This is a genomic window from Bradyrhizobium huanghuaihaiense, from assembly GCF_007830635.1.
Taxonomy (GTDB): domain Bacteria; phylum Pseudomonadota; class Alphaproteobacteria; order Rhizobiales; family Xanthobacteraceae; genus Bradyrhizobium; species Bradyrhizobium huanghuaihaiense.
The window spans coordinates 1-17,710 of record NZ_VLLA01000027.1; the positions used below are offsets into that span (position 1 = coordinate 1).

Consider the following 17,710-nt stretch of genomic DNA (forward strand, 5'->3'; position numbering starts at 1 on the left):
GTCGACAAGGGATACCGCGGCCACGACGCACAAAATCCCCGTCGCGTCTTCATCTCCGGCCAGAAGCGCGGCGTTTTCGGTGTCATCAAGCGCGAGCTGCGCCGCCGCTCCGCCATCGAGCCCATCATCGGACACCTGAAGGCGGAAGGCCACCTCGGGCGCTGCTACCTCAAAGGCCGCGCCGGCGATGCCGCCAACGTCGTCCTCTCAGCCGTCGGACACAACTTCCGCCGCATCCTCGCCTGGCTGAGATATCTCTTGTGCCTGTTCCTGGCCCAGCTATGGCGCACGCTCGCCCGGCCAGCCTCGATCAATCCGGCTTCTTAACGGACGACGCTTTAGTAAGGCTCGTTCTTGAACGCGGCCGTGGCCACCAGCAGTCGCTTGCTGCCGGTGAGATTGGCGATGTTGTACCCGAGCCCGGTGACGAACAGTGGCCACTGATAGAACAGCCGCACCACCACGATGTCGCCGGCGCTGCCCGGGCTGTAGCTCATGCTCGTGTCGAAACCTCCGGAGCCGTCGATGTGGCTCGACAACGTCACCGCAGAGAAGGACGAGTAGCTCGTGACGTCGACATAGAGCTTGCTGCAATCGAACAGCGCCGGGATCTGGCTGCAGACGTAGGTCTTGAACGTTGCTTGCGTGCACGGCGTGCCGACGCCGGACACCGCGCAGGCGGTCACCGAACCCGATTGCGCCTGCCCGGTCAGCACCACCCGCGCAGAGTTCTGCGTGATGGTCTCGAGCACCTGGCTCGCAAAGAACATGAGCGCCGTCTCGATGATGGCGAACAGCAGCGCGAAGAAGATCGGCGCGACCAGCGCGAACTCGACGGCCGCGGAACCGCGGCGATTGCCGCGAAACCGACGCAGCACGGTTCGGAACGTGAACCTCACAGGTGCAGGCGATGGCATCGCGTCAAATTTCCCCAGCCAGCGGCGATCATCCGCTCAATGAAATAGCTAAAACTGATTGTTTAAGTGTTGCAGGCCGGCCGCGGCCGGCGACGCGCGCCGTTAAGGGGCCGTTAACCAGGGACCACCCGAGGCGCGCGGAAGAAGGGGCGCAGGAAGAAGAGCTCGTCCTCGCCGGTGCAGGTGCCCGGACCACACGATCCCGCCCAAGCACCTCGCCGATCTGACTTACTAGTTGGTCTTGCTAGTTGGTCTTGGCGCCCGCGCCGGCGTTGCCGCTGGCATTGCTGCTCAGCGAACCGGCCTGGCCCATCGTGGTGTTGAAGTAGTTGTCGCTGTCGCCCAGCGTCACGCGGCGCTGGCAGAGCGGCAGGCAACTGTAGGACTCGCGCTCAACCCCGCGATAGACGGTGACGAGCCGATCGCTCGGACCTTCGACCTGGATCTGGCGGTCGACCAGGATCTCGCCGGCCCGGTCCAGCGCGATGAAATTGGTGGCGCCGTAGCCCTTGCCGGTCACGACGATCATGCCGCCGGGCTGGAGCGTGACGTCGGCGATCAGGGGATTGCCGACCACGATGGTCGCCACCTTGCCGGGCAGCCGGACCAGCTTGGCCTGGTCGACATTGACGGCGATGGTATCGGCGGTGGATTCGGCAAGGCCGGCAGAAGGCAATGCCAGCACCGCAGCCGCAACCAGAAGACAGACGCGCGCATGGCGGCGCAGCAGTTCTTTACGCATACTCTTACCCCCGGGACGTCACAAACCGGCAGAAGCGATCAGATACAGCGGAGCCGGTGCCCGACCCCGCTAACCTGCCCTCAATTCGTGAACGTTCCGCAAATTCGCGTTCTATTGTTTGAACGGACTGACGATTTGCCGCTCTGGAGCACCCTAAAGCGCGATGAGATTGGGATGAATCGTCATCGCGCTTTAGGTTGTTGTTTACGCATGAACTTTCCGGAAAACCGCTTCGCACTTTTCCGGATCATGCTTTAGCGGCGGAACGGATAGGCAAGCTGCCCTCCGATCCCCTTCGGCATGGTCGCTTCGTCCTTGCCGTAGTCCTGCGGCAGTTTCCCCTCGGGCATGCGGAAGGTGCCGAACAGCACGTCCCAGATCGGGAACGTCCCGGCGAAATTGGTGTCGCCACCGTCTTCGAGCGGGGTGTGGTGCCAGCGATGGAATACCGGCGTCGCCAGCACATATTTGAACGGCCCGAACGTCCAGTTCAGGTTGGCGTGCACGAAGGCCGAATGAAAGGTCGTGAACGGGGAGACCCAGATCATGACGTTCGGGGAGATGCCGGCCATCAGCAGCACGACGTCGACCCCGATCGTGCCGAGCACGAGATTGACGGGATGGAAGCGGGCCGCCGAAATCCAGCTGATCTCCTCGGAGGAGTGATGGATCGCGTGGTACTTCCAGAACTCGCCGCCATGGAAGAGCCGGTGCAGCCAGTACAGCATGAAGTCCGACAGCACCAGGAACAGCGCGGCCTGCACCCAGAGCGGCAATTGCGCCAGCGGGCCGTGGCCGTTGTCGTAGAAGGCGATGAGATCGTCGGCGTCGTGGATGTTGAAGAAGACGCCCGCCCCAACGATCAGGAGCCCGATCCGCATGGTCCGGGCGAATACGGGGACGAAGAACCAGTAGCAGATGTCGGTGACGATCTCCCGCTTGCGCCACCACGGCAGGCCGGGATTGCAGGCCCAGAAATGCTCGAGCACCGTGAAGACCAGCGCGAGCACGAAAGTGACGGGGACCACCTTCGCAATGGTCTCGCCGAGCATCAGGGCGACTTGCATGGGCAGGCTCGACATCGTCGCCTCTCTTCCGAATTGCTGGTCCCCTTACGCCTACTCCGCGAAATTTAAGGGAGGGTGAAGCCGGCGACGCAGTTGCAGTGCGTCCGGAACCGGAGCGAATTTCGATGGGTGCTTTAAGGTGAGATTCACTCTGGGCAAAAGCATCGCGCAGCAATTGGGTTTACACGATCGAATTAACTCTACCGAAAGAGCTCGGCTCTCATGGTCATCGCGTCAACGACAGCGCCGAACGAGGCGATCCCACCCAAGATGGAGTTTGTTCATGAAGAACTTGATTGCGCGTTTCGCCAAGGATGAATCCGGCGCCACCGCCATCGAATACGGCCTGATCGCCGCCGGCATCGCGCTGGCCATCATCACCGTCGTCAACAATCTCGGCAGCACGCTGAACACCAAGTTCGGCTCGATCAGCAGCTCGCTGAAGTAAGCGACCGACAAACGACGGCAAAAGCCCCGGACCTCCGGGGCCTTTGTTTTTCCGAGTACGGCGAGTTCCAGTGGCGTTGCGAAAGTACAGAACGGATGCCGCGGTTGCGGCGAGCGAGGCGCAGGCGGCGCCGACCGGCTCGCCGGCCTATTGGGTGTGCCTTGCATTGCTGCTCGCAACGGTCGCGCTCGCGGCGCGCATCGCCAGCCTCTGGTGAGCGGGCCGCTACGGGGTTCTCGCTGCCGCCATTGTCGGTTTGTTTAGCACTGCCGGCTAGCATCGCGCGACGGCAGATCCCGCGACAAACCCAGGCCTCAAGACGCAGCCCATGATCCTCGACCTTGCGCGCCTCATGATCTTCCCGGCCCTGATGGCGTTCGCGGCTGCGAGCGATCTCTTCACGATGACCATCTCGAACCGTGTGTCGCTGGCGCTGGTCGCGGGCTTCTTCGTGCTCGCCCTTGCCGGTGGCATGGCACCTTACGAGATGCTCACACATGTCGGCGCCGGCGCGCTTCTGCTGGTCGTGGCCTTCACGTGCTTTGCGATGGGCTGGATCGGCGGCGGCGACGCCAAGGTCGCGGCCTCCGTCGCGCTCTGGTTCGGCTTCGCGCACCTGATGAACTTCCTGCTCTACGCCTCGCTGTTCGGCGGAGCGCTGACGCTGCTCCTGCTCCAGTTCCGGCAATGGCCGCTGCCCTACGGCCTCGCGGGCCAGGCCTGGCTTGCACGACTGCACGCCAAGGAGAGCGGCATTCCCTACGGCATCGCGCTCGCGCTGAGCGCGCTGATGGTCTACCCGGAGACCGAATGGGTGAAGGCGATCGACCTCGCTCACCTCGCACTGCGCTGAACGCCCTGGGTAAACCCGGCGTTAAGCCGATTTAGATACGCCTCATTAACCATGCTTTGACGAATAGCTGGTCAACTGCCGATTACGGCGGCGGCAGCGTCGCGGCGTTTTTGTTGGAAAGTGAAGCGTATGAATAGGGCACGCATTGTCGTCCTGACGGTCGCCATCTGCGCCGGCGGCGTCGCCGCGTACCTGGCGAGCGGCTCGGACAATTCTGCGCCGCCTCCAGCGGCTCCGGTCGCGCAGCTTCCGACCGTCGACGTGCTGGTGGCCAAGAACGACATCGGTCTTGGCCAGACCGTCAAGCCTGAAGACGTGCAGTGGCAGACCTGGCCGGCCGCGACCGCCAGCGCTACCTTCATCCGCCGCAACGAGCGCCCGGAGGGCGCGACCCAGGTGACGGGCTCGATCGCGCGCGCCCCCTTCATCCAGGGTGAGCCGATCCGCGACCAGAAGCTGGTCAAGGCCGAGGGCTCCGGCTTCATGGCGGCGATCCTGCCCACCGGCATGCGCGCGATCTCGACCGAGATCTCGCCCGAGACCGGCGCGGGCGGCTTCATCCTGCCCAACGATCGCGTCGACGTGCTTCTGACCCGCCGCCTCAAGAACCCGGACCAGAGCAGCGGCGCTCCCGATCTCATCACCTCCGAGATCATCCTGGCCAACATCCGCGTCCTGGCGATCGACCAGGCGCCGAAGGAGAAGGACGGCCAGAACGCGGTGGTCGGCAAGACCGTCACCCTCGAGCTCAATCCCGCACAGACGGCGACGCTATCCGCCGCGCGCCAGAGCGGCACGCTGTCGCTGGCGCTGCGCAGCATCGTCGACGTCAAGATGAGCGAGATCACGCTCGATGATTCCGCACAGAAGCGCGATGGCGTTTCGATCATTCGCTACGGCATCCCGAGCGCGACGGCAAAGGCACGATGAGGGCAGTCGATATGAAATGCAGGGCAGATTTGACGACGATGCGAACCTCCGTGGTCCGCGCCCTGTCGTTTTCGGCCGCCCTCGCGCTGGTGCTCAACCCGGCGCTGACCCCCGTGGTCGCCGCCGACTACCGCCCCGTGGCGCCGGCCGCCGCCGACGGCCAGATGAACGCGCGCTTCCTCTCGCTCGGCGTCGGCAAATCGATCGTGATCGACCTGCCGCGCGACATCAAGGACGTGCTGGTCGCCGACCCCAAGATCGCCAATGCGGTGGTGCGCTCGGCGCAGCGCGCCTACATCATCGGCGCCTCGGTCGGCCAGACCAACATCGTGTTCTTCGATTCCGCCGGCCAGCAGATCGCGGCCTACGACATCGCGGTCAAGCGCGACCTCAACGGCGTGCGCGCCGCATTGAAGCAGGTCCTGCCCAATTCCGACATCCAGATCGACGGGCTCGGCGAGGGTGTCGTGCTGACCGGCAGCGTGGCGAGTCCGATGGAGGCGCAGCAGGCCAACGAACTCGCCGCGCGGCTCGCCGGCGGCGCCGACAAGGTGGTGAACTCGATCGTGGTCCGCGGCCGCGATCAGGTCATGCTGAAGGTGACGGTGGCCGAGGTCCAGCGCAACATCGTCAAGCAGCTCGGCATCGACCTCTCGGCGAACCTGAACTACGGCACCTCGGTGGTGAGCTTCACCAATTCCAACCCGTTTACCGCCCTTGGCCACAATCTCGTGGACGGCAACAGCCTGACCACAAAGTTCGGCGCGACGCCTTCGGTACAGGCCACCCTGCGCGCGATGGAGACCGCCGGGGTGATCCGGACGCTGGCCGAGCCGAACCTGACCGCGATCTCCGGGGAATCGGCGACCTTCATCGCCGGCGGCGAATTCCCGGTGCCGGCGGGCTATGCGTGCGATCCCACCACGCATGTCTGTACCACCCAGATCAGCTTCAAGAAGTTCGGCATCTCGCTCAATTTCACTCCGGTGGTTCTGACCGAAGGCAAGATCAGCCTGCGGGTGATGACCGAGGTTTCGGAACTGTCGAACGAAAACTCGATCACGCTGTCGCAGGCCGTGACCTCGACGTCGGTGAACTCGGTGACGGTGCCCTCGATCCGGACCCGCCGCGCCGAAACCTCGCTGGAAATTCCCTCCGGCGGCGCAATGGCGATGGCCGGCCTGATCCAGCAGCAGACCAAGCAGGCGGTGAGCGGACTGCCGGGCCTGATGCAGCTTCCGGTCCTCGGCACGCTGTTCCGCAGCCGCGACTTCGTCAACAACGCGACCGAGCTGGTCGTGATCGTGACGCCCTATGTCGTTCGCGCAGCAGCGCCGAAGGACCTGTCGCGACCGGATGACGGCTTCGCCGCGCCTGCCGACCCGCAGGCCGGCCTGATCGGCAACATCAACCGCATCTACGGCGTGCCTGGCCGGACCGAACCGGCCCGGAACTACCGTGGCACCTACGGCTTCATCACCGACTGAGGCGGAACGGGGACTTCACGATGATCACAAGACCACCCCAGCTTCGCCAACGCGCCATCCGCTTCGGTGGCGCGCTCGTCGGCATCGCGCTTGCGCTCGGCGGCTGCCAGCACGACGAGGTGATGACCGCCTCCATCCCCGACGACTACAAGCAGCGTCACCCGATCGCGGTCGAGGAGCAGAACCGCTCGATCGTCGTCTTCGTCGGCCACGCCCGCGGCGGGTTGACCGCCGCCCAGCGCGCCGACGTGATGGGCCTGGCATCGGCCTGGCTGCACGAAGGCACCGGCGCCATCCATATCGACGTGCCGTCCGGCACGCCGAATACGCGCCCGGCAGCGGAATCGATGCGTGAGATCCAGGCCATGCTGGCGGCTGCGGGCATTCCCCCGCGCGGCATCATCACCCGTCCCTACCAGCCGACGGACAAGCGCTTCCTGCCGCCGATCCGGCTGACCTATTCCAGGATCGCCGCAGTCGCGGGTCCCTGCGGCCTTTGGCCGGAGGACATCGGCCCCTCGATGAAGAACAAGAGCTGGTTCGAGAACAAGGACTATTACAATTACGGCTGCGCCTATCAGCGCAACATGGCCGCCATGGTCGACAACCCGGCGGACCTCGAGCAGCCGCGTTCCGAAACGCCGTCCTACACGACGCGACGCACCGCCGCGTTCGAGAAATATCGCAAGGGAACTCCGACCGCGGTCATCTATCCTGACGCCGAAAAGGCCAAACTCAGCGACACCGGCAAATGATCAGTTACGCTCGCCAGTCCCAAGAAGAGCAGCCGGAAGCATCGCTCCCGCCGGTCGAGGAGCATATTGCGCCCGCGCCGCGCGTGTCGGTCCAGGCCTTCTGCGAGACCGTGGAGACGGCTGCCGCGGTGCAGTCGGCCGGCGAGGATCGCCGCCTCGGCAAGGCTCACCTGAAGATCCAGATGGGGGGCATGGCCGCCGCGATCGAAGCCTACCGCTCGGCGCCCACGCCGAACGTGATCGTGCTCGAGAGCGACGGCCGCAACGACCTTTTGGGGGGCCTCGACCAGCTCGCCACCGTCTGCGACGCCGGCACCCGCGTGGTGGTGATCGGCCGCATCAACGACGTCACGCTCTATCGCGAGCTGGTGCGTCGCGGTGTCAGCGACTACGTGCTCGCGCCGGTCGGCCCCATCGACGTCGTGCGCTCGATCTGCAACCTGTTTTCCGCACCGGAAGCCAAGGCGGTCGGCCGCATCATCGCGGTGGTCGGCGCCAAGGGCGGCGTCGGCGCATCCACCATCTCCCACAACGTCGCCTGGGCGATCGCACGCGATCTCGCGATGGACGCGGTGGTCGCCGATCTCGACCTTGCCTTCGGCACCGCCGGGCTCGACTACAATCAGGACCCGCCGCAGGGCATTGCCGACGCCGTGTTCTCGCCCGATCGCGTCGATACCGCCTTCATCGACCGTCTGCTGTCGAAATGCACTGACCACCTTAGCCTGCTGGCGGCGCCTGCCACGCTCGACCGGGTCTATGATTTCGGCACCGACGCCTTCGACGCCGTGTTCGACACGCTTCGCTCCACCATGCCGTGCATCGTGCTCGACATCCCGCACCAATGGTCGGGCTGGACCAAGCGCGCCCTGATCGGCGCGGACGACATCCTGATCGTGGCGGCGCCGGACCTCGCCAATCTGCGCAACACCAAGAACCTGTTCGACCTGCTGAAGGCCTCGCGCCCGAACGACCGGCCGCCGCTCTACTGCCTGAACCAGGTCGGCGTCCCCAAGCGGCCCGAAATCGCCGCCACCGAGTTCGCCAAGGCGATCGAGAGCCAGCCGGTCGTCTCGATCCCGTTCGAGCCGCAGATCTTCGGCTCGGCAGCCAACAACGGCCAGATGATCGCGGAGATCTCTGCCAACCACAAGTCGATCGAGATGTTCCTCCAGATCGCCCAGCGCCTGACCGGCCGCAGCGAGACGAAGAAACAAAAGTCATCCTTGCTTTCACCCCTGATTGAGAAGTTGCGGGGAAAATAAGCCGCCGCATGGAGTCGTTAAGTGTTCGGTAAGCGTAGCGGAACAGACACCGATCTTCGGGCCCCCAAGCCCGGCGCCGTGTCGCCAGAGCCTGCCCCGGCTCCGGCGCCGACGGTGTCGCGCGCGCCGCCCCCGCCGGCCGTCGCCTCGCCGCCGCTCGCCCCGATCAAAGCCCCGCCGCCTCCTCCCATGGAGAACCGGCGCTCTGACAATTATTACGAGGTCAAGGCGACCATCTTCGGCGCGCTGATCGAAGCCATCGATCTCGCCCAGCTCGCCAAGCTGGACTCCGAGTCCGCGCGCGAGGAAATCCGCGACATCGTCAACGAGATCATCGCGATCAAGAACATCGTGATGTCGATCGCCGAGCAGGAGGAGCTGCTCGACGACATCTGCAACGACGTGCTCGGCTACGGTCCGCTGGAGCCGCTGCTGTCGCGCGACGACATCGCGGACATCATGGTCAACGGCGCCAACACCGTCTACATCGAGGTCGCCGGCAAGATCCAGCGTACCGGCATCCGCTTCCGCGACAACCAGCAGCTCCTCAACATCTGCCAGCGCATCGTCAGCCAGGTCGGCCGGCGCGTCGACGAATCCTCGCCGATCTGCGACGCACGCCTCGCCGACGGCTCCCGCGTCAATGCCATCGTGCCGCCGCTGTCGATCGACGGGCCCACGCTCACCATCCGCAAGTTCAAGAAGGACAAGCTGACGCTGGATCAGCTCGTCAAGTTCGGCGCGATCTCGCCGGAGGGCGCCGAGATCCTCCAGATCATCGGCCGCGTCCGCTGCAACGTGCTGATCTCCGGCGGTACCGGCTCGGGCAAGACCACGCTGCTCAACTGCCTTACCAACTACATCGAACACGACGAGCGCGTCATCACCTGCGAGGACGCCGCCGAGCTCCAGCTGCAGCAGCCCCACGTGGTGCGGCTCGAGACCCGCCCGCCCAACATCGAGGGCGAGGGCCAGGTCACCATGCGCGAGCTGGTGCGCAACTGCCTGCGTATGCGTCCTGAACGGATCATCGTCGGCGAAGTCCGCGGACCCGAGGCGTTCGACCTGCTGCAGGCCATGAACACCGGCCATGACGGCTCGATGGGCACGCTGCACGCCAACAATCCGCGCGAGGCTCTCTCGCGCTGCGAATCCATGATCACGATGGGCGGCTTTTCCCTTCCGTCGCGAACAATTCGCGAGATGATCTGCGCTTCGATCGACGTCATCGTCCAGGCGGCGCGCCTGCGCGACGGTTCGCGCCGCATCACCCACATCACCGAGGTGATGGGCATGGAAGGCGACACCATCATCACCCAGGACATCTTCGTCTACGACCTGGTCGGCGAGGACGCCAACGGCAAGATCATCGGCCGGCACCGCTCGACCGGCATCGGCCGGCCGAAGTTCTGGGAACGGGCCCGTTATTACGGCGACGAGAAGCGCCTTGCCGCCGCACTGGACGCTGCGGAAGTGGCGCCGACGAAATGAGCGGGTCAGCGACGTCATGAACATGCAGGTCCTCGCCCTCGCCTTCCTCGCCACCGCCGCTGTGGGCGGCATCGCCTGGGTCTTCCTCTATCCGTTGCTATCAGGAGAACGGCAGGCGGAGAACCGCCGCGCCTCGATCGCACGCGCCGACGCGCCGGCAGCCAAGCAGACCGAAAAGAGCCAGCGCTCGCGCCGCGAGCAGGTCGAGAGCTCGCTCAAGGATCTCGAGGCACGGCGTCAGCAGGAAAAGAGCGTTCCGCTCAGCGTCCGCCTGTCACAGGCAGGGCTGGACTGGACACCGCAGAAATTCTGGATCGTGTCCGCCGTCGTGGCGGGCGTGCTGTTCGCGGCCGCCATGTTCGTCGGCGGCGGCCTGCTCGGCGCCGCCGGCCTTGCCTTTGCCGGCGGCCTCGGCCTGCCGCGCTGGGCACTCGGCTTCCTGAAGAAGCGTCGCGAAGCCAAATTCCTGAAGGCGCTGCCCGACGCCGTCGACGTGATCGTCCGCGGCATCAAGGCGGGCCTGCCGCTGTTCGAATCGATCAAGGTCGTCGCCGCCGATTCGCCCGAGCCGCTGCGCAGCGAATTCCTGGCCATCATCGAGACGCAGGCGATCGGCATGCCGCTCGGCGAAGCCTGCTCGCGCCTTTACGAACGCATGCCGCTGCCGGAAGCCAATTTCTTCGGGATCGTCATCTCGATCCAGCAGAAATCGGGCGGCAATCTCTCCGAAGCGCTCGGCAACCTCTCCAAGGTGCTGCGCGACCGCAAGAAGATGAAGGAAAAGATCCAGGCGATGTCGATGGAAGCCAAGGCCTCGGCCGGCATCATCGGCTCGCTGCCGCCGATCGTGATGTTCCTCGTTTATCTCACGACGCCGCACTACATCTCGCTGCTGTGGACCCATCCTACCGGCCAGCTCATGCTGGTCGGCTGCGTCATCTGGATGTCGATCGGCATCCTGGTGATGAAGAAGATGATCAACTTCGATTTCTGACGGTGGCGTATGGTCGAATTTCTCGTTTCGAAACTTCATGACGTCCGCTTCATGACCATGCTGCTGGCGGCCATCGCCGCCAGCGCCACCGTCTATACGCTGGTGATGCCGCTGTTCGCCGGCGAAGGCCTCTCCAAGCGCATGAAGGCGGTGGCAAGCGAACGCGAACGCATCCGGCAGCGCGAGCGCGACCGCCTCAACAAGAACGAAAAGGTCTCGCTGCGCCAGACGCCGAAGCAGATCGTCTCCAAGGTCGTCGAGGACTTCAACCTCACCAAATGGCTCGCGCAGGAAGCCGCCCGCGACAAGCTCATCATGGCGGGCTACCGCGGCCAGGCGCCCTACATCACCTTCCTGTTTGCGCGCATGGTCGCTCCGCTCGTGCTGTTCATGGGCTCGATCCTGTACGTGTTCCTGATCGCGCACATGGACAAGCCGCTGCCGGTCAAGATCGGTATCTGCATCGGCGCCGCCTATGCCGGCCTGCAGGCGCCGATGCTGTTCCTCAAGAACGCGATCTCCAAGCGCCAGCTCTCGATCAGGCGCGCCTTTCCCGACGCGCTCGACCTGCTGCTGATCTGCATCGAATCCGGCATGTCGGTCGAAATGGCGTTCCGGAGGGTCGCCACCGAGATCGTTGGCCAGTCGATCGCGCTGTCGGAAGAGTTCGCGCTGACCACCGCCGAGCTCTCCTATTTGCAGGACCGCAAGGTGGCCTACGAGAACCTGGCGCGGCGCACCGGGCTCGAGGGCGTCAAATCGGTCTGTCTCGCGCTTCAGCAGGCGGAACGCTACGGCACTCCGCTCGGGCACTCGCTGCGCGTCATGGCGCAGGAAAACCGCGACATGCGCATGAACGAGGCCGAGAAGAAGGCCGCCGCGCTGCCGCCGAAGCTGACGGTGCCGATGATCCTGTTCTTCCTGCCGGTGCTGTTCGTCGTCATTCTCGGGCCGACCGGCATCAAGATCTCCGAGCTGCAGTGACGCGAAAGGCGGACCGCGTGCGGTCCGCCTCGGCAATCAGGACGAGATAATGCGGGGCGATCAGTCGGACTGGCTGAGCGAGGCGACCGGCGTCCGCTTCGGCGCGCCGCGCTGGCCCTCGCTGCGGTTCAGCATGTCCTTGAGATAGGCGACATTGGCCGCGGCCTGGTCCGGCGGCAGGTCCGCCTTCACGATGGTCTCGGCCTCGGCGAAGCGGCCCTGGAGACCGACGACCAGGCCGAGATTCTGCCGCACCCGGCTACTCGCCCGCGGCGATGCATAGGCCTGCCGCAGTGCCTCTTCGGCCTTGGGCAGGTCCTTCGACAGCATGTAGGACAGGCCGAGATTGGAGAGCACACCGGGATCGCCCGGTGCGATCTTCAGTGCGCTCGCATAATACGAGCGCGCCTCCTCGTGACGGCCCATCTGATCGAGCGCCGTGCCCTGCACCGAGAGCAGGCGCCAGTCCGGATTGTCGGGCGAATGCGCCTTCGACAATACGTCGAAGGCCTGCTGGAAATTGCCGTTGTCGGCGAGCGCGCGGCCGTACTGGGCGAGCAGCGCCTTGTTACCGGGATTGGCGATGGTCGCCTGCTCGAGCACGGCGGCGGCCTGGGCGCGCTGGCCGTTGGCGCGCAGGGCCTGGCCATAGCCAAGCGCGGCCTCGGCGTCCTTGGGATTGGCACGGTAGCGCTCGCCATAGAACTCGACGGCGCGCGCGGGATCGGTGGGCGCGGCCTCCGCGCGCGACCCCGCCGACCCGATCGAGCCGGTGACGTCGGAGAGCTTTGACATTGCCGTGCAGCCGCCGAGGCTGACCGCCACCATCGCGACGAGAGAGGCAGACGCAAGAAGCCGGGCAGGACTGAACCGTTGACGCATGACGCTTTGACTCTCGAGCGGATGGATCGAGCCGAACGCGCCAGCAATAGACTGTTAACCCTAATGGCCGGTTAACGCCGGGCCCTCATGGCGGCGTCGGTGGCGGGGCCTCGCCACCGAGCCCCAGATCGAGGCCGAGCTCCTTCATTTGCGCGTTGATGTCCCGCAGCAGTTGCAGCACCTGCGCCTCGGCCTCGGTACCCGTGCGTGGCATTCCCTGGCATTCGCGCCGGAGATCCTCACGGCTGACCACACGCCGCGCAAGGAGCTCGTCGAGCTGAAGCTGATCGATGCCGAGCACGCCGGCGGATTGCTCGACCAACCGGCGCAGCAGTAGCGCCACCGCGGCAACCGCGTCGGCGCCATGCCTGGTCCCCGACCTCGAGAACTTGCGGTCGAGATCGGCCCAGGCCTGAGAGGTGACCAGATAGGCGTGGAGCGCATTCACCGAAGCCGGCTCGCCGTCGGCGTAGAAGGCACGGCGCATCAGCAGCCGGCGCGCCAGCGCCGCCACCAGATCCCGCCTCAGCGTCGCGATTGAAGCAATCTCGATCGCCGTCTGGACGGCGGGATCGCGGGAATAATCCCGCCCTGCCGGCAGGCGGATGACGCCGTCCGGCAGGTTCGAGTCGAGCAGGCGGAAGCCGCCACCATTGCGCGGCCGCGAATGGCGCGCGATCGCAAATCCATAGTCCGAATTGCCGGCATCGGACATTGGGCCAAAATGGATGATGTTGAATCCGGCATCGTCGCCGCCCTGCCCGGTCGAGGACGGACAGGACAGCACGTAGACGGTGCGCCAGAACGCTTCACTGCCGTTGCTCCGCGTCGCGCGCGGATCGGGAATCGAATAGCGGGTCAGTCCCTCGACATGCCGGTGACCGTGCAGGACCAGATCGACGTTGAGCGAGGTCGCCGCTTCAAGCAAGGTCGCGGGCGCGGCGAGATACATCAGCGGCTCGTCCGGAGCGCCGAGGAACCGCTTTGCTTCGCCGGTCGCCTGCGGCAGCGGATGATGGTGCATCGCCAGCACCCGCACCAGGTTTTCGGCCGGCTCGAAATAATCGGCGCGTCCCGCCGATCCAAGGCTGCCTGCAAGCTCGACACTCAGCCGGGCGGAATCGGCGACCATGGCGCTGTAGGAGCTCTGGTCGATCGTGCCGCTCGCCAGCGTCGCGAGGCTTGCGCGATTTGAATCCAGCAGTACCAGATCAAGGCCGGCCTGGCGGTAGTAGACGCTCTTCGAGGTCCGCGGCAGATGCAGGTAATCATAGACGTCGTGACGGCCCGCGCGCTGGCTCGCCCGCTTGACGTCGTGATTGCCGGCGACCGCCTGGATGTCGGTGAACAGTCCGGTCTGCCGGAAGGACGCGATGACCGCGAGCGCTTCGTCGAGCGCGCGCGGCGTTGGATCGTCGACGAGATCGCCGGTGATCAGCAGGATGCGATCGGGAACGTCGGCGAAATCCGCCATGCTCTCGCGCAGAGCAGTGCCAAGCGCCTCGATCGTCGCGAGCAGCCGGCCTGACCCGTCCAGATGCAGGTCGGAGATCTGCGCAATAACGAACGATCTATCCATTTTGCGCCGCTCATTGCGAATGCTGCGCCGCCCAAAACGATGAGAGAAATTGCCTTCAGAAATTGCCTTCGACGAATAGCTTGATGCCGGTCTCAGCCCAGGCAAGGATCACCCGGGCAACCGCATTCCTGCGCTCGATGCCTGCAGAAATGCCCGGCACAATCTAAAATGTTCGCCAATAATGCCACAACCGCAGCGCTAGTAAAGCCCTGCGACCGCGCTCTCGTGAACGGCAGTTCTCAACGTGGATACGAGAGCTCCCGCACAGCGGTTTCGTTTCGTCCGATCAATATTCGATGGCCAGCCGCTTGCGAATTTCGTCGACGCGCTTGTCGAGCGCATCGAAGCGTGCGTGGACGGAGCGATCGTGAAGATAAAAGACGTAGCCGCCGGCAAGGAAGGCAAAGATCCAATGATGATGCTCGACATAGCCAAAGATCGCCTCGACGGCCTGGCCGATGAATGTGACCACGCTCCACAGAAATTCCATTGCATTTCCTCCCGGCAGGCCTCGCCTTTCGGCTGCCGGCGATCTCCGTACACCTGACAGCCATTGTCGGAACCTAGCATGGCCCACTTGCTGCGAGTAGCGGCTCACCGAGGTGACGGCAAAGCCGATTGCGGCCACGGCAAAACTCTGCGAAGTCTTCTGGAGTTCGCATGACCTGCCTGACCTGACGATCCGGACACCCGCCAATGCCCTCTGTCTTCGAGACGTCCTCAACCGCCATTCCGATCACCTTCGTCACCAAGTCGAGCTGGGAAGGGTTGCGTGAGACGCTGTCGCCGGCGCAACGCCAGTTCGCGACCGCCAGCGCTTATTCCGCCAAGCCCGGCGGTTATCTCGCGCTGCCCGCATCCGATGGGGCGATCGCACAAGTGCTGTTCGGCCTCGAGGACGAAGGAGCAAGATCGCGCGACCTGTTCCGGCCGGGCGCCCTGCCCGGCCTGTTGCCGCCGGGGACCTATCGCTTCGCCAACGCACCGCACGATCCACGGCTCGCCGCGCTGGCTTTTGCACTGGGGTGCTACCGCTTTTCCCGCTACCGCAAGGCCGAAAGGCCAGAGGTCCGCCTGGTGCCGCCCGACGGCGTCGACGCCGCCGAGATCGATCGCATCGCGGACGCTGCGATGCTGGCGCGCGATCTCATCAACACGCCCTCCAACGACATGGGTCCGGAGCAGCTCGCCGCGGCCGCGCAAGCGCTCGCCACCGAATTCGGCGCGAGCTTTGCCTGCACCATCGGTGAAGACCTGGAGAAGAACTTTCCGCTGATCCATGCCGTCGGCATGGCCTCCGACCGCGCACCGCGGCTGATCGATATCGGCTGGGGCGATCCTGATCATCCCAAGGTGACGCTGGTCGGCAAGGGCGTGTGTTTCGACACCGGCGGGCTCGACCTCAAGCCGTCGAGCGGCATGCTGATCATGAAGAAGGACATGGGCGGCGCCGCCAACGTGCTGGCGCTGGCGCGCATGGTGATGGACGCGAGGCTGAAGGTGCGGCTGCGCGTGCTGATCCCGGCGGTGGAAAACGCGGTCTCCGGCAACGCCTTCCGCCCGCTCGACATTTTTACTTCGCGCAAGGGCATCACGGTCGAGATCGGCAACACGGATGCGGAAGGCCGGCTCGTGCTCGCCGATGCATTGGCATTGGCGGACGAGGAGAAGCCAGATCTGCTGATCGATCTGGGCACGCTGACCGGTGCCGCGCGCGTCGCGCTGGGGCCGGATTTACCGCCCTTTTACACCAATGATGAGACGCTGGCCGCCGAGGTCGCGCGCTGCGCGGTGAAGGAGAACGATCCGTTGTGGCGCATGCCGCTGTGGCCGCCTTACGATGCGTGGCTGGACTCCAAAACCGCCACCATCACCAACGCGCCGTCAGGCGGTTTTGCCGGCTCGATCACCTGCGCGCTGTTCCTGCAGCGCTTCGTCGAGCACGCCGGAAGCTGGCTGCATGTCGACATCTATGGCTGGACACCGTCGGCCAAGCCGGCACGGCCCGAGGGCGGCGAGTGCCAGGCCGCGCGCGCCATCTACGCATTGCTGAGCGAGCGCTATGCGTGATCCAGGATACGACCCAAGGCTGACGCCGGCGCGGGGCGACCTCGCCGCCAAATATCTCGAAGGCAAGGTCGAGGCGCAGCGCTTCGTCGAGGGTGAAGAGTTCGAGGTGATCGAACCGATCGCTTCCGTGCGCGAGCAGCCGTCCTCAGGCGCGATGCTGATGACAGAGGCACTGCGCGGCGAGCGCATCACGGTCTACGATCGCAACGGCGAAGGCTGGGCCTGGGGCCAGCTCAATGGCGATGGCTATGTCGGCTGGCTGCCGGATGCCGGGCTGACGAAGCCGGTGGCCGCGCCGACGCACAAGGTCAGCGCACTGCGGACGTTGACCTTCCCCGGTCCTTCCATCAAACTGCTGCCGGCCGCCACGCTCGTACTGGGCTCGAAGCTCGTGGTGGCACGCGAGGACGGCAGCTTCGCCGTGACGCGCGACGGGACCTTCGTGCCAAAGACGCACCTCGTCCCGCTTGATCATCGTGAGCCGGATTTCGTTGCTGTCGCCGAGCGCTTCATCGGCACGCCCTATCTGTGGGGCGGCAAGAGCAGCCTCGGCATCGACTGCTCGGGCCTCGTGCAGGTGTCACTGACCGCTGCCGGCATCGGCTGTCCGCGCGACAGCGACATGCAGCTGGCGGGACTCGGCCGCGCACTCGAGACACATGAGCGGAGCAAGCTGCAACGCGGCGACCTGATCTTCTGGAAAGGGCATGTCGCCATCGTGCGCGATGCCAGCACCATGGTTCACGCCAACGCGCATCACATGGCCACGGTGATTGAGCCGATCGAGCCGGCGATTGCGCGGATCAAGCAGGCCGGCAGCGAAGTCGCGGCGATCAAGCGGCTGTAGGGTTGGGCCCGAAGCGGATCCGCATCTGATGGATCTCAGACATCGCTATGCTGCTTCGGCACGTTGCCGGTGCTGGTCTTCGGCTTGGAAATCGGAGGGATGCAGCTGCCGAAGCGTGGATCGAGCGGATCGTAACGCGACCTCGTTCTCGCGACGATATACAGCGCCGCCAGCGCGAAGGAACCGAGCAGCAGCAGTATCCACGCAGGTGGCCGGCTTGCAATCAAGAGCACTGTTGCTCCAACCAGCAGCAAGGCAACAGTAACCGAAGACAGCTTCAAAACCATCACCGCCTCCGCGGCAAGTGCTTGGGTCGGATATTACCGCGTCTGTCGATATATTTGGGCGAAGCCGACTGCGACACTCCAACGCAGATAGAACCGGAAGTCTCGTACGTTC

At 64.9% G+C, this 17,710-nt stretch carries 20 protein-coding genes; 13 read left to right on the forward strand and 7 right to left on the reverse strand.

Features of this window, described 5'->3' with window-relative positions:
- The coding region (locus IQ16_RS36480; protein ID WP_488226079.1) for a transposase at window positions 1-327 on the forward strand (327 nt) is incomplete at its 5' end.
- An 11-nt stretch (window positions 328-338) separates the two neighbouring features.
- On the opposite strand, the gene IQ16_RS36485 is transcribed toward IQ16_RS36480, so the two are convergent.
- The 3 genes from IQ16_RS36485 to IQ16_RS36495 all read right to left on the reverse strand — a co-directional run bounded on the left by IQ16_RS36485 (window position 339) and on the right by IQ16_RS36495 (window position 2,741).
- Window positions 339-917, reverse strand: coding sequence for a TadE/TadG family type IV pilus assembly protein (locus IQ16_RS36485; protein WP_026312555.1), 579 nt, complete (start codon window positions 915-917; stop codon window positions 339-341).
- A gap of 244 nt (window positions 918-1,161) precedes the next feature.
- A complete protein-coding gene (locus IQ16_RS36490) occupies window positions 1,162-1,659 on the reverse strand; it encodes a pilus assembly protein N-terminal domain-containing protein (protein WP_018646600.1) in 498 nt (165 codons plus the stop codon).
- Between the two features lie 254 nt (window positions 1,660-1,913).
- On the reverse strand, window positions 1,914-2,741 hold the full coding sequence (locus tag IQ16_RS36495) for a sterol desaturase family protein (protein WP_018646599.1): 828 nt from the start codon (window positions 2,739-2,741) through the stop codon (window positions 1,914-1,916).
- Between the two features lie 268 nt (window positions 2,742-3,009).
- On the opposite strand from IQ16_RS36495, the gene IQ16_RS36500 reads away from it, so the two are divergent.
- The 10 genes from IQ16_RS36500 to IQ16_RS36540 all read left to right on the forward strand — a co-directional run bounded on the left by IQ16_RS36500 (window position 3,010) and on the right by IQ16_RS36540 (window position 11,933).
- A complete protein-coding gene (locus IQ16_RS36500) occupies window positions 3,010-3,174 on the forward strand; it encodes a Flp family type IVb pilin (protein ID WP_018646598.1) in 165 nt (54 codons plus the stop codon).
- Between the two features lie 70 nt (window positions 3,175-3,244).
- On the forward strand, window positions 3,245-3,391 hold the full coding sequence (locus IQ16_RS46035; protein WP_167526376.1) for a hypothetical protein: 147 nt from the start codon (window positions 3,245-3,247) through the stop codon (window positions 3,389-3,391).
- A 111-nt stretch (window positions 3,392-3,502) separates the two neighbouring features.
- The gene (locus IQ16_RS36505) at window positions 3,503-4,027 is read left to right on the forward strand and encodes an A24 family peptidase (RefSeq protein WP_018646596.1); all 525 of its coding nucleotides are present in this window, start codon (window positions 3,503-3,505) and stop codon (window positions 4,025-4,027) included.
- A gap of 129 nt (window positions 4,028-4,156) precedes the next feature.
- Window positions 4,157-4,957, forward strand: a complete 801-nt coding sequence (gene cpaB, locus IQ16_RS36510; RefSeq protein ID WP_026312554.1) for a Flp pilus assembly protein CpaB — start codon at window positions 4,157-4,159, stop codon at window positions 4,955-4,957.
- A gap of 11 nt (window positions 4,958-4,968) precedes the next feature.
- Window positions 4,969-6,444, forward strand: a complete 1,476-nt coding sequence (locus IQ16_RS36515; protein ID WP_026312553.1) for a type II and III secretion system protein family protein — start codon at window positions 4,969-4,971, stop codon at window positions 6,442-6,444.
- Between the two features lie 20 nt (window positions 6,445-6,464).
- Window positions 6,465-7,199, forward strand: a complete 735-nt coding sequence (locus IQ16_RS36520) for a CpaD family pilus assembly protein (RefSeq protein WP_018646593.1) — start codon at window positions 6,465-6,467, stop codon at window positions 7,197-7,199.
- Window positions 7,196-8,464 carry a CpaE/TadZ family protein gene (locus tag IQ16_RS36525; protein WP_018646592.1) on the forward strand — a complete coding sequence of 423 codons (1,269 nt, stop codon included), beginning with the start codon at window positions 7,196-7,198 and terminating at the stop codon, window positions 8,462-8,464. The genes IQ16_RS36520 and IQ16_RS36525 overlap by 4 nt, the downstream gene beginning before the upstream one ends.
- Before the next feature lie 21 nt (window positions 8,465-8,485).
- Complete coding sequence (locus IQ16_RS36530; RefSeq protein ID WP_018646591.1) at window positions 8,486-9,955, forward strand: TadA family conjugal transfer-associated ATPase; 1,470 nt, start codon at window positions 8,486-8,488, stop codon at window positions 9,953-9,955.
- Window positions 9,956-9,971: 16 nt separating this feature from the next.
- The gene (locus IQ16_RS36535; protein ID WP_018646590.1) at window positions 9,972-10,949 is read left to right on the forward strand and encodes a type II secretion system F family protein; all 978 of its coding nucleotides are present in this window, start codon (window positions 9,972-9,974) and stop codon (window positions 10,947-10,949) included.
- Between the two features lie 9 nt (window positions 10,950-10,958).
- Window positions 10,959-11,933, forward strand: coding sequence for a type II secretion system F family protein (locus IQ16_RS36540; protein ID WP_018646589.1), 975 nt, complete (start codon window positions 10,959-10,961; stop codon window positions 11,931-11,933).
- 60 nt (window positions 11,934-11,993) lie between these two features.
- Here the strand turns inward: IQ16_RS36540 and IQ16_RS36545 are convergent, their stop codons facing one another.
- The 3 genes from IQ16_RS36545 to IQ16_RS47570 form a co-directional block, all read right to left on the reverse strand.
- Window positions 11,994-12,815, reverse strand: a complete 822-nt coding sequence (locus IQ16_RS36545; protein ID WP_018646588.1) for a tetratricopeptide repeat protein — start codon at window positions 12,813-12,815, stop codon at window positions 11,994-11,996.
- Between the two features lie 85 nt (window positions 12,816-12,900).
- Window positions 12,901-14,394 carry a metallophosphoesterase family protein gene (locus IQ16_RS36550; RefSeq protein ID WP_018646587.1) on the reverse strand — a complete coding sequence of 498 codons (1,494 nt, stop codon included), beginning with the start codon at window positions 14,392-14,394 and terminating at the stop codon, window positions 12,901-12,903.
- 286 nt (window positions 14,395-14,680) lie between these two features.
- On the reverse strand, window positions 14,681-14,884 hold the full coding sequence (locus IQ16_RS47570) for a hypothetical protein (protein ID WP_018646585.1): 204 nt from the start codon (window positions 14,882-14,884) through the stop codon (window positions 14,681-14,683).
- Between the two features lie 206 nt (window positions 14,885-15,090).
- Between IQ16_RS47570 and IQ16_RS36560 the strand changes: the two genes are divergently transcribed.
- A complete protein-coding gene (locus tag IQ16_RS36560; protein ID WP_018646584.1) occupies window positions 15,091-16,464 on the forward strand; it encodes a leucyl aminopeptidase family protein in 1,374 nt (457 codons plus the stop codon).
- A complete protein-coding gene (locus IQ16_RS36565) occupies window positions 16,457-17,311 on the forward strand; it encodes a C40 family peptidase (RefSeq protein ID WP_018646583.1) in 855 nt (284 codons plus the stop codon). The genes IQ16_RS36560 and IQ16_RS36565 overlap by 8 nt, the downstream gene beginning before the upstream one ends.
- A 35-nt stretch (window positions 17,312-17,346) precedes the next feature.
- On the opposite strand, the gene IQ16_RS36570 is transcribed toward IQ16_RS36565, so the two are convergent.
- A complete protein-coding gene (locus tag IQ16_RS36570; RefSeq protein ID WP_145832042.1) occupies window positions 17,347-17,598 on the reverse strand; it encodes a hypothetical protein in 252 nt (83 codons plus the stop codon).
- Between the last annotated feature and the right edge of the window lie 112 nt (window positions 17,599-17,710).